The 11,676-nt window shown below is 69.6% G+C and carries 7 protein-coding genes; all 7 read right to left on the bottom strand.

Annotated features, from left to right (window positions below; genetic code table 11):
* Positions 1–789: 789 nt before the first annotated feature.
* Positions 790–4,359 carry a GH32 C-terminal domain-containing protein gene (locus JIX55_RS43575; RefSeq protein WP_257568729.1) on the bottom strand — a complete coding sequence of 1,190 codons (3,570 nt, stop codon included), beginning with the start codon at positions 4,357–4,359 and terminating at the stop codon, positions 790–792.
* Between the two features lie 85 nt (positions 4,360–4,444).
* Positions 4,445–5,989 (bottom strand): glycoside hydrolase family 32 protein, encoded by a 1,545-nt coding sequence (locus tag JIX55_RS43570; protein WP_257568728.1) that lies wholly within the window; start codon positions 5,987–5,989, stop codon positions 4,445–4,447.
* Complete coding sequence (locus tag JIX55_RS43565) at positions 5,986–7,029, bottom strand: ATP-binding cassette domain-containing protein (RefSeq protein ID WP_257568727.1); 1,044 nt, start codon at positions 7,027–7,029, stop codon at positions 5,986–5,988. The genes JIX55_RS43570 and JIX55_RS43565 overlap by 4 nt, the downstream gene beginning before the upstream one ends.
* On the bottom strand, positions 7,026–7,979 hold the full coding sequence (locus tag JIX55_RS43560; protein WP_257568726.1) for an ABC transporter ATP-binding protein: 954 nt from the start codon (positions 7,977–7,979) through the stop codon (positions 7,026–7,028). The genes JIX55_RS43565 and JIX55_RS43560 overlap by 4 nt, the downstream gene beginning before the upstream one ends.
* A 3-nt stretch (positions 7,980–7,982) precedes the next feature.
* Positions 7,983–8,903, bottom strand: coding sequence for an ABC transporter permease (locus JIX55_RS43555; protein ID WP_257568725.1), 921 nt, complete (start codon positions 8,901–8,903; stop codon positions 7,983–7,985).
* Between the two features lie 13 nt (positions 8,904–8,916).
* On the bottom strand, positions 8,917–9,894 hold the full coding sequence (locus JIX55_RS43550) for an ABC transporter permease (protein ID WP_257568724.1): 978 nt from the start codon (positions 9,892–9,894) through the stop codon (positions 8,917–8,919).
* A gap of 94 nt (positions 9,895–9,988) precedes the next feature.
* Positions 9,989–11,671 carry an ABC transporter substrate-binding protein gene (locus JIX55_RS43545; RefSeq protein WP_257568723.1) on the bottom strand — a complete coding sequence of 561 codons (1,683 nt, stop codon included), beginning with the start codon at positions 11,669–11,671 and terminating at the stop codon, positions 9,989–9,991.
* Between the last annotated feature and the right edge of the window lie 5 nt (positions 11,672–11,676).

Here is an 11,676-nt window from a genome sequence, read left to right as displayed (position 1 = left end):
CAGAACAAGTCTCCCCAGCCCCACGCCTGGCGCATTCGTGCAGGTCAGGCGCCCACCAGCTGACGCAGGCCGAACCGGCTCCAAACTCGCGAGCAGCGGATTCAGTCCGTTCAGGCAAAGTTGACGCTCCGCCAGCCAAAAAAGAACGTTTCCGCAGGTCACAGGCCCGCTCTGGTGGGGCGGGTGGGACTCGAACCCACGGCCGACGGATTATGAGTCCTTTGAGGATCTTGGCGGTCCTTGCCGATCAACGCTCATCCATGGCGTTTCCGCAGGTCAGATGAGGTTACCCATGTGGGTGCTCCGCAGTCCTTGTCAGTCTGTTCCTGTCCTTGCGGCCTCAACTCGGCCTCAATGAGGCCGGACAGGATCGCGCCGAAGGCATAGAGGACGATCGCGCCAGCCCAAGAACGGCGATGAAACCCGCGCGCAGCGGATTTCCCTTCCCACGTGTGGAGGCTCCATTTCAGAGGGCCGGGGTGGAACTGGTCACGTAGAAGGCATGGGCAGAGACATAGGCGCTGCCGAAACCAATACTCGCCGTCCCTGTGGCCGACCCGCCTCTGCGGCCACAGACAGTGCGATCTTGTCAGGGCTGTCTCGCACATGCCCGCTTTGTGCAAAGGTCGCCCCGGTCGGTGACGGATGAGGAGGCGCAAGCCGCCAGGGCTTTTGCGCCTCCGTCTCCGCCTGAGCGTTTCGACCCTCGCCCTCGCGGAGGCCCCGCCCGCCGGATACTCGGGGGGCGGAGCCTCCGCGGTCACGGTTGCTTGTCGGCTTGACCAGCGGTCACAGCTCCTGCGCGTACGTGTCCTGGTACGCCGCCCTCCCGCCGAACACATTCAGGGCGATGTGGCCATCGGCGTATGTCGTGTCCGTCACGTCGATGATCTGTGTGCCGTTGAGGAACACCTGGATGCGGTCGCCCTCGGTGAGGATGCGGACGGGATAGGTCGTGCCGCGGCGGACCAGAGCCGGGACGCGGGCGAGGGCGGCGCCGTCGTCGAAGTAGCCGTTGGCCTTGGCGACCAGGCGGATCACGCGTAGGTCGGGGTCGATGTTGAGGCAGTAGGCGTCGGCGCCGTCGGAGGAGGCGCGCCAGAGGAGGGAGAGGGCGCCGCCCGTTTCCGGGGCGGGGCCGCCGAGCCGGACCAGAGTGGTGAGGTCCAAGTCCGTCGCCGTGCGGGCCGAGATCGCGTGGGAGTCCTTGTCGAAGCTTCCGGCGCGGCCCGCGCTGTCCGTTGACCAGCGGCCGGCGGGAGTGATCGTCAACTTGCCGAGGTCCGAGCGGAATTCACCGCCGCTCGGGGCGGCCACCAGCGGCTTCACACGGTCCACCAGGCGGAAGGTGCTGTCGAGCCTGTGCACCTTGAGCGAGTTGATGTGCGCGGTGCCGCCCTTGGCGTAGAAAGCCATGCCGTCGGCGTCCGGGCCGGGGAAGATCAGGCTGGTCACGGCGGCCTGTCCGTCCGCGCCGAATGCCTCGACCGAGGACGAGTCGACGTACACGCGCAGGGTCGCGCGGCCGTCGGTCGGCTTCATCGGCGCGGTCGTGCGGCCCGTGAAGTACTGCGTGAAGTCGCTCAGGCCCGATGCCGAGCGGTCCACGAACAGTTCCTGGGCCTCGGCGTCGTATCCGACTGTCGTGTGCTGGTCGTCGTCGGTCCGGAGCCGGAAGCCGATCTCCGTGGCGGTGCCGAGGGTGATCTCGGCCTCGATCTCGTAGGCGATGCCCCGGACTCCCGCGAGCGGGTTCGCGGAGGTGGGGCCGACGGCGAGGTCCTTGCGGGTTGTGGTGGACGTGCGCAGCGTGACCAGCTCCGGGACCGGGCGCTGCGCCAGGCGTACGCCGTCGGCGGTGTCCGTGAGGGTCAGTTCGCGGGGGGTGCTCAGCTGGCCGTTCCAGCCGCCGGTCGGGGCGCTGAAGGGGTAGTCCCAGTTGCTCATCCAGCCGAGCCAGACGCGGCGGCCGTCGGGCAGGCCGTAGAAGGACATGGCGGCGTAGTAGTCACGGCCGGAGTCGGTGCGCAGGACCGTGCCGGCCCTCTGGTCGGGAGTGAAACCGGTGCCGTTCCACTCACCCGTGAGGTACTGGGCGGCCGAGCCGTTCGTGGCGCGTACGGCACCGGTGCTCAGGGTGAGGACCCACTTCACCTTGTCCTTGTCGCCGTCGACGTGGAGCGGGAAGAAGTCGGGGCACTCCCAGACGCCGGGTGTGGCCCAGTCGTCGTAGCCGAAGGAGCTGACCTGGGTCCAGGTGAGGAGGTCGGTGGAGGTGAAGAAGCGGATGTGGTCGCCGCCGGAGACGACCATCAGCCACTGGTCGTGGGCCTCGTCGCGGATGACCTTCGGGTCGCGGAAGGTCCAGCCGGCATCGGGGCCGCCCGGGTTCTGCACGGCCGGACTCGAGCCGCCGTGCAGCTGCCATGATCGGCCCTTGTCCTTGCTGTACGCGATGCGCACGCTGGCGTTCCCGCCCGGCTTGTCCGGGTGGTAGCTCGTGTAATAGGCGATCAGGCCCGAGCCGCCGTCGAAGAGACCGGAGGTGTCGTCGGCGTCGACGACCGCGCAGCCGGTCCAGCAGTGGCCGTACTCGTTCCAGGGCAGGGCGATCGGCAGGGGCTGCCAGTGGACGAGGTCGGTGCTGACCGCGTGTGCCCAGCGGCCCTCGTCCTGGTGGAAGAGGTGGTACTCGCCGTCGTGGTGCAGCAGGCCGCAGGGGTCGCTGGTGGAGCCGGTGAGCTGGGAGTAGTGGTACGTGGGGCGGTACGGCTCGGTGAAGTGGCCGGCGGTGCTGCGGACCTCGACATTCTGGAAGTACGACGTCCCGTGCGCGGCCGCGGTGCCGAAGGCGGCGCCCTTGGTGCGGGACACACGGGTCTTGAGCGCCGGTACGCCGTCGACGTACACCTCGATGGTTCTGCCCGTCGCGCGGGCCTCGACGCGGTACGTGCCGCCTGACGTGATGCGCCGGACCGGGCCGGAGGCGGAGGCGAGGCGGGTGCCGGAGGAGCGGTCCAGCAGGACGACGGCGTTGCGGCCGGCTTCCAGGCGGGCTTCGTAGCCGCCGGAGCCGTTCGCGGACGCGCGCAGGACGAGGCCGGCCGAGGAGGAGTGGTCGCCGGGTGTGATGTCGGCCCTCGCCACCAGGTCGCCGTCGGTGCAGGGGGCCGTGCGCAGGCCGTTCTCACCGCGGATGCCGCGCAGGTCGGGGGTCCAGGTGCCGGAGCGGGCCGTCCAGCCCTGGAGGCCGGTGGCGAGGTCGGCCGCGGCGGTGTTCTCGAAGGACACCGCGCCGGACGAAGTCGTGACGGCGAGTCGGCCCTTCGTGTGGGTGGAGTCCTTGGCGGTGATGACCGGCGTGTAGCCGTCGGGGGAGAGGAAGTTGGTCTGCCAGTGCACGCGCAGGTCGTCGCCCTCGGCTTCGACCCGCAGGCGGTAGACCGTGTCGGCATTGATGGTGGTCGCGTGCGTGCCGAGGGTGACGTTCCCGTCGATGCGGTACAGCCGCAGCCTGCCCTGGCCCGGGTCGACTTGGACTCCGTAGCCGCGTGTGGTCGTCGCGTCGGTACGCAGCAGCAGCGAGGCGACCGCAGAGGCGTCGTGGAGGAGCAGGTCGGCCTGGAACGCGGTGTCGTAGGCCCCGGTCGTGGTGACCGCGCGGGCGGTGGCTCCGTGGGACGGGTCCGCGCGCCAGCCGAGCGGGGTCGCCGTCCAGGTGCCGCCGTTCGTGGTCCAGCCGGTGAGGTTGGTGGTGATCGAGGAGAGGGAGGGCGGGCCGAAGGTGACCTTGCCGCTCTGGGCGAGCAGGCCCACGGAGCCGGTGTCGTGGCGGTGGTCCTCGGCGCGGAGGAGCCGTTCGCCGTCGACGTACACCGTCAGCTCCGGTCCGTCCACGGCCACTTCGAGGTCGTAGGGCTTTCCGGTCCGCGCGCCCGGCAGTGGAGCGGTGGCGAGTGTGTCGCCGCTCGCTAGGTCGTAGAGCCGTATGCGGGCGCGGCCGGGGTCGAGGGCGGCCGCGTATCCGGTCGAGCCGTCCAGGGCGGCCCGGAAAACCAGCGCGCCCACGGCGGACGCGGATTCGGGTGTCGTGCGAGCCGCGTACGTGCCCTTGGTCGCGAGTTGCTGCTCGGACAGGGCGAGGGCCGGCCCGCGACTGCCGGCGGTCACCTTCTGGCCGCCGTCGGAGGTACGGGTCCAGGTACCGGTGACGGGGATCGGGTCGGGGATAGGGATGGGATCGGGGGTTGTTACGGCGCTCGGGGTGGCGGCCTGCGCTGCGGGCATGATGCCTCCGAGAGGCAGCAGAGCGGCGGCGGTGCCTCCTGCGAGCAGGAGGGTACGGCGGGACACGCTCATGGCGGCTCCTGAGGAAGAGCGGGGAAGGGTGGGCCACGGCCCGGGGGGACGTCCACCCCCGGGGCCGTGGTCGTGTGTAAGACGGTCACGGCCACAGCGGCCGGGGTCCGTCGGTGAAGGCCGACGCCATCTGCCAGGCATCGAACCGCTCCAGGGTCACGTCGCCGTGGGCACCGATGCCGACGCCTACGGCTTCCCCGGGGCGGGTGGGGTAGACGCGGGCGGCCAGCGGGCGGCCGTTCGCGAAGATCTCCAGTGCGGAGCGGTCGACGAGGATGCGCAGGTCGACTCGGCCGTCGTCGTCCAACGCCAGCTCGCCGTACCGGGGTTCGGTGTCGACCGTCGGGTCGAGGCTGCTGGCCTCGCGGTGCAGGCGGAGGGTGCCGCCCGTTCCGGCGTGTGCCCTGCTCACCTCGACGACCGTGCGCTCGGCGGCGTCCGGTGTCTCACGTACCACGAGTTGCGCGGTGGCTCCGGGGGCGAGGCGCAGGGTCGTCTCGATGTCCAGCTCGTCCCCGCGCACGGCGTGCAGCCGGGTGTACGGGCCGGTCAGCGGGCCAGGCGACACCTCCACGCGCTCCCGTCGCAGCACGGCCAGTTCAGGCACCGGGGCTTGGTGCAGGCCGCCTTCCGCGCCGAGCGTGACGACCCTCGGCAGGGACATCACACCGCACCAGCCGGCCTCCGCGTCAGCCTCGTCCGTCCGGCCCTCCTGGAGCCAGCCGAACATGATGCGGCGGCCGTGCTCGTCGCGGGTGGACTGGGGGGCATAGAAGTAGCGGCCGCCGTAGTCGAGGCGGTGGAGGCCAGTCGGGGTGAAGGTGTCGCCCTGGTAGCGGCCGGTCCAGTACAGGGGGTGGTGGGTGGTGCCCTCGTCCCAGGCAGAGAAGACCAGCACGTCGGTACGGCCGGCCTCCTCGTCCTCGCCGAGCCGGAAGAGGTCGACGCACTCCCACATCGTGCCGGTCCAGTCGAGCTCACCCTGGTTCTGCGAGGCGTCGCCGGTCAGCAGGGGGCCGACGTAGCGCCAGCTGCGCAGGTCGTCGGATTCGTACAGGAAGGCCGTTCCGCCGACGCCCCGGATTCCCGAGCCCACCAGCTGACGCCACACCGTGTTCTCGCCGGAGCCCTCCCGCCAGACGCAGTGGTCGCGGAAGGCCGTGGTGTCGATGCCCTCGGGCGGGGCGGTGATGACGGGGTTGGCCGGGTCCTTGGTCCAGTACCTCAGATCCGTCGATCCTCTGGCCACGCACGGGAGTTCATGCTCGCCGTGCCTGCCCGAATAGACGAGCGTGGGCACTCCCCTGTCGTCCACCAGGACACCGGACCAACAGCCGTCACGGTCCGGGCCGTCCGAGCCCGGCGCCAGGGCGACCGGCTCGTCGGCCCAGTGCACGAGGTCGGTACTGGTGGCGTGGCCCCAGTGGATGCGGTGGTGGGCGGCGGCGAGCGGGTTGTACTGGTAGAAGAGGTGGTAGACGCCGTTCCAGTGACTCAGCCCGTTGGGGTCGTTGAGCCAGCCGCCGGGCGAGGTGAAGTGGAAGCGGGGGCGGTGGGGGTCGCGCAGGGCGCGTTCGGCCAGCCCCTCGGCGGTGTGGCTGCCGGAGGGGAGGGTGAGGTCGTGGGTCATGCGGCGGTGGTCTCCGCTTTCTCGGTGTCGTCGGTGGCCTCGCCGTCCGGCCGGTCGGTGACCTTCAGTACGCGGCGGGCGATGTCGGAGGCGGGTGCGCGCAGGTGGCAGCGCACCCAGTGGGGTCGGCCGTCGTCTTCGCCGACGATGTGGCGCACGGGCTCGGTGCGGCTGCACGCGCCGTCGTCGACGTAGGGGCAGGACGTGGGGTTGAGGATCGCCTCGCGGAGCCTGGCGCGCTCGACGGGGTCGTAGCTGCCGGTCCGTTCGGGGTCGGGTACGGCGGACAGCAGCAGGCGTGTGTAGGGGTGGGCGGGGGCGTCCATGACGGCCAGTGCGTCGCCGCCCTCGACCAGTTCGCCGGCGAACATGACCATCGTGGTGTCGGCGAGGTAGCGGGCAGAGCCCAGGTCGTGCGTGATGTAGAGCATGGCGATGTTCCGCTCGTCGCGCAGGCGCCGCATCAGGTTGAGCACGCCGACGCGCACGGATACGTCCAGCATCGACGTCGGTTCGTCGGCCAGGATGAGGCGCGGTTCCACCGCCAACGCGCGAGCGATGGAGACGCGCTGACGCTGGCCGCCGGAGAGTTCGTGCGGGTAGGACTGGAGCATGTCCTCGGTCAGGCCGACCGTCGTCATCAGCTCGCGCAGCGCCTCTGGTGTGGCGGAGTGGCCGTGCAGGACGAGGGCCCGGGTGAGGAAGTGCTCGATGCGGTGGACGGGGTTGAGTGAGCCGAAGGGGTCCTGGAACACCATCTGAACCTTGCGGCGGTACGCCCGTGATGCCCGGCGCCGCTCGGTGCGCATGACGTCCTCGCCGTCGAGCAGCACTTGTCCGGCGGAGGGCTGTTCGAGGCGGGCGAGACAGCGGGCGATGGTGGACTTGCCGCTGCCGGACTCGCCGACCAGGGCGGTGATCCGGCCGGCGGGGAGATCGAAGGAGACGTCGTTGACGGCTCGGACACGGCGCCGGGAGAAGACGGTGCCGACCTGGAAGTCCTTGGACAGACCGCGTACGGACAACAGGGGTTCGGTCATCGGGGGGCTCCTTCGAGGCTGCGGGCCACCCAGCGGCCGGGCGCGATCTCGCGCAGGTCGGGGATGTTCGTGGAGCAGTCCGAGCGGTCCTCTGGACAGAGGACGTGGAAGCCGCAGCTGTCGGCGGTGCGCGGGGCGTCGAAGAGGCCGGTGAGTTCCTGGCGCGGGCCGGTCAGCGGCGGGAAGGCATTCATCAGCGCCTCGGTGTAGGGGTGGAGCGGATGGGCGAACAAGTCCTTGGCGTCGGCGAGTTCGACGATCCGTCCGCCGTACATCACGCCCATGCGGTCCGACAGCTCGACCATCAGGGACATGTCGTGGGTGATGAAGAGGATGGAGAAGCCCAGCTCCCGCTGGAGGTCGCGGATCTGCGCCATGATCTCCTGCTGCACGACCACGTCGAGCGCGGTGGTCGGCTCGTCCATGATCAGCAGCCGGGGGCGCAGTGCGACGGCCATGGCGATGACCACGCGCTGGCGCATGCCGCCGGACAGCTGGTGCGGGTACGCCTTCAGCCTTCCCGGGTCGATGCCGACCAGCTGAAGCAGCTCGCCGGCCCGCTCCCGCGCGGCCCGCTTCTTCATCCGCTCGTGGGTGGTGAAGATGTCGACGATCTGCTCGCCGATGGTCAGGACGGGGTTGAGCGAGTTCATCGCCGACTGGAAGACCATGGCGATCTCCCGCCACCGGAAGGCGCGCAGCTCGCGTGCGTCCAGGGCGAGGACATTGCGGCCCTGGAAGCGGACGTTGCCCGCGGTGATCTCCGCCGGGGGCTTCAGCAGCCGCATCACCGCGTTGGCGATGGTCGACTTGCCGCAGCCGGACTCTCCGGCGAGGCCGAAGACCTCTCCGGCGCCGATGGAGAAGGAGACGTCGTCGGCGCCCACGACGGTGCGTCCGTCGCCGCGGTATTCGACGCGCAGGCCGTTCACCTCAAGTACGGGTTCCATGGCTCAGCCCCTCCTCTCACGGCGGGCACGGCGGTTGCGCAGCCTCGGGTTGGTGATCTCGTCGACCGCGTAGTTGACCAGCGCGAGCGCGAAGGCGACGAGCGCGATGCACAGTCCGGAGGGAACGAAGGCCCACCACGTGCCGGTCATCAGCGCGCCGTCGTTGCTGGCCCAGTACAGGTTGGTGCCCCAGCTGACGACGCTGCTGTCGCCGAGGCCGAGGAACTCCAGGCCGGCCTGGGCGCCGATGCCGAAGATCACGCAGCCGAGCAGCGTGGTCATCACCACGGACGCCATGTTGGGGAGGATCTCGCGGAACATGATCCGCAGCGGGCGCTCGCCGGTGACGACGGCGGCGGCCACGAAGTCCTTGCCGCGGATCGACTTGGCCTGCGCGCGCAGGACCCGGGCCGAGCCCGCCCAGCCGGTGACGACGAGGACCAGGATCACGGTGGAGGTCCCGGGCGGCAGGAACGCGGCCAGGATGATGAGCAGCGGCAGGCCGGGCAGCAGCAGGAAGACGTTGGTGACCAGGGTCAGCGCGTCGTCCACGATGCGGCCGAAGTACGCGGACGCCAGGCCGACGACGATGGCGACCGCGGTCGCCACAAGGCCCACGGTGAACCCGACGAAGAGGGAGCTGCGCGCACCCCACACGGTGAGGGCGAGCACGTCCTGTCCCTTGGCGGTCGTACCGAGCCAGTGTGCGGCCGAGGGCGCCTGGCTGCCTGTGGAGTTGATGAGCGACGGGTCGCCCGGCGCCAGGACGGGCGCGAGCAGGGCCAGCAGCGCGAAGAGCGCCAGCAGCATCAGCCCGGTCAACGCCTTCTTGCTGTTGACGAGTTGACTCAGCAGTCCGCGCCGGCGGGTCGTGCGCGCGAGGGCCGTCGGCGTGGTGGCCGTCGCGATGTCGATGGCGGTCATGTCGGCAGCCTCCTCAGCGGACGCGGACGCGCGGGTCGAGGCGGACGTAGACGAGGTCGACGAGGAAGTTCGCGACCAGTACCGCCGCCGTGATCGTCAGGAAGATGCCCTGCATCAGCGGGTAGTCCAGGCCCTGGACGGCCATCAGCAGCTGGTAGCCGATGCCGGGGTAGGCGAACACGACCTCGGTGAGCAGTGCGCCGCCCACGACGAAGCCGAGTGCCATGCCGAAGTTGGTGACGGAGGGCAGCAGGGCGTTGCGGGCGGCATAGCGGAACATGATCCGCGAGGGGCTGAGCCCCTTCGCCTCAGCCATGGTGATGTAGTCCTCCGCCGCCGTGGCGATCATGGTGTTGCGCATGCCGAGCATCCAGCCGCCGATGGAGACCAGGACGATGGTCAGCGCCGGCAGCACCAGGTGGGTGGCGACGTTGGAGAGGAACTCGCCGTTGAAGCCGGGGGTCAGACCGACGTCATAGGCGTGCCGCAGTGGGAACCAGCCCAGACTCACCCCGAACAGGTACAGCGCGCCCATGGCCAGCCAGAAGTACGGGAACGAGCCGACGAAGATCAGCAGGGGCGGGAAGGCGGAGTCGAGGACGCCGCCGCGCCGCCAGGCGGCGACGATGCCGAGCAGGTTGCCGAGCACGGCCGCGATGACGAGCGCGACGCCGCCGAGGAGCAGGGTCCAGCCGATCTGCGAGCCGATCACGTCGGAGACCGGGGTGGGGAAGCGGGTGATGGAGATGCCGAGGTCGCCGGTGAAGACGCTCTTGACGTAGGAGACGTACTGCTCCCAGAGGGGGCGGTCGTCGAGGCCGAAGAGTTTTCGCAGCTGGGCTATCTGGTCGGGCTGCATGGTGCCCTGGGCCTGCGCGAACATCCGGGAGACCGGGTCGCCCGGCATGAAGCGCGGGAGAACGAAGTTCAGGGTGATGGAGGCCCAGAAGGCGAGCAGATAGAACCCCAGGTTGCGCAGGATCAGACGCACGGGTCGTGCTCCCTGTCAGTGGGGGGTGAACGTGTGGCTCGGTGCGCGGGGCGGCCGTCCGGGGAGGAGGGCGGCCGCCGGTCCGCGGGCGGCGTCAGCCCTTGACGGGCTTCAGCGACGTGAGCACAAGGACCGTGCTGCCGTTGCGGTTGCCGAGGGTGGCGTACGGGTTCTTCTCGGTGGGCCAGCCGGTGAAGCGGGCGTCCGTGTACGCGCCCCACTCGGGGCCGGTGAACAGCGGGACGACGGGCGCGTCGTTGTCGTACAGCTCCTGCAGGCCGTTCATCTGCTCGCGCTGCGCGCTCTCGTCCGTGGCGGCGGCGAAGGCGTCGATGAGCTTGTCGGCCTTCTTGTCGCCGAAGCGGTGATAGTTCTCCGTGGCCTGCTTGCCGACCGGCTGCACCATCTTGGTCGACATCACGCCGCGGAAGTACTCGTACGGCGTGGCGCCGTTGTTGCTCCACACGATGCCGGTGTCGAAGGTGCCGGTGTTGTACGACGCCGAGACCGCCGACCAGTCGGGCGTCTTCACGGTTGCCGTGATGCCGACCTTCGCGAGGTTCTGCTTGATGATGTTGGCGACCGAGATCCAGTCGGAGGAGGCGGAGCCGACGGAGATGTCGAGCGTGAAGTCCTTGCCGTTCTTCAGCTTCCGCTTGCCGCCGCTCTCCTCGTAGCCGGCCGCGTCCAGCGCCTTGGCCGCCGCGTCGGTGTCGTACGTCGTCCAGGTGCAGGACGCGGCGAGCGAGCTGTCGCGCCACTTGTCGTACGTGTGGGCCAGGCCCGTGCAGTCGGCGGGTTCGGCGTAGCCGTTCATGGCGACCTTGGTGATCTGGTCGCGGTCGACGGCCATGCTGAGCGCCTTGCGCACGGCCGGGTCGTCGAAGGGCGCCTTGGTGGTGTTCAGCTGCCAGTTGATCATGGCGCCGGTGGCCGGGAACCAGTAGTGGTTGTGCTTCTTGTCCTTGGCGACGAAGGACTTCTCGATGTCCGGGATGAACGACTGCGTCCAGTCCACCTCGCCGTTGGTGAAGGCGATGTTGGCGCTGTCGTTGCCGGAGAAGGCAAGCATCTGGATGCCGGCGATCCGCTGCTTGTCCGGCTGCCAGTAGTCGGGGTTCTTGCGCAGCTCGTACGACTGGCTCTGGAATTTCTCGATCTTGGTGTACGGGCCGGTGCCGACGGGGTTCGGGTTGGTGAACTTCGCCGGGTCCTTCACCTTGGACCAGATGTGCTTCGGCAGGATGTAGTGGCCGCTGATCTCGTAGAAGGCGGTCGAGAACGCCTTGTTGAAGGAGAACTTCACCGTGTGGGCGTCGACCACGGTGGCCTTGTCCAGGTAGTCGAAGCCGCCCAGCACCTTCTTCTGGAGCTCGAAGGTGTAGACGACGTCGTCGGCGGTGAGCGCCTGGCCGTCCGACCACTTGACGCCGTCGCGCAGCGTGAAGGTGAGGGACTTGCCGTCCTTGGCCTGCTCCCACTTGGTGGCCAGCCACGGCGTGTCCTTGGCGTCCGCCATGCTGTGCACCGCCAGCGGCTCGTAGACCGCCTGCAGGGTCATCGGGGCGGCCTGCGGGGAGAGCGGGTTGAAGTTGCGCGTGAACGTCGCCAGATCCTCGCGCGGGATCGTGAGCAGCTGGTTGCCGGAGGTGTCACCGGCGCCGGATGCGCCCGAGCCACTGGTACAGGCGGACAGGACCAGGGCCGCGGCGGCGGTCGCGGTGACCGCTCTCAGGACGGCTCGGGGCCGCCGTGGAGGTATGCGGGAGGGTGCCATAATGG

Source organism: Streptomyces sp. DSM 40750 (genome assembly GCF_024612035.1).
GTDB lineage: Bacteria > Actinomycetota > Actinomycetes > Streptomycetales > Streptomycetaceae > Streptomyces.
This window is presented reverse-complemented; position numbering and strand designations above follow the sequence as displayed.

Coding starts and splice junctions, on each gene's coding strand:
- JIX55_RS43575 (WP_257568729.1), bottom strand. CDS start 4,359: ATGAGCGTGTCCCGCCGTACCCTCCTGCTCGCAGGAGGCACCGCCGCC.
- JIX55_RS43570 (WP_257568728.1), bottom strand. CDS start 5,989: ATGACCCACGACCTCACCCTCCCCTCCGGCAGCCACACCGCCGAGGGG.
- JIX55_RS43565 (WP_257568727.1), bottom strand. CDS start 7,029: ATGACCGAACCCCTGTTGTCCGTACGCGGTCTGTCCAAGGACTTCCAG.
- JIX55_RS43560 (WP_257568726.1), bottom strand. CDS start 7,979: ATGGAACCCGTACTTGAGGTGAACGGCCTGCGCGTCGAATACCGCGGC.
- JIX55_RS43555 (WP_257568725.1), bottom strand. CDS start 8,903: ATGACCGCCATCGACATCGCGACGGCCACCACGCCGACGGCCCTCGCG.
- JIX55_RS43545 (WP_257568723.1), bottom strand. CDS start 11,671: ATGGCACCCTCCCGCATACCTCCACGGCGGCCCCGAGCCGTCCTGAGA.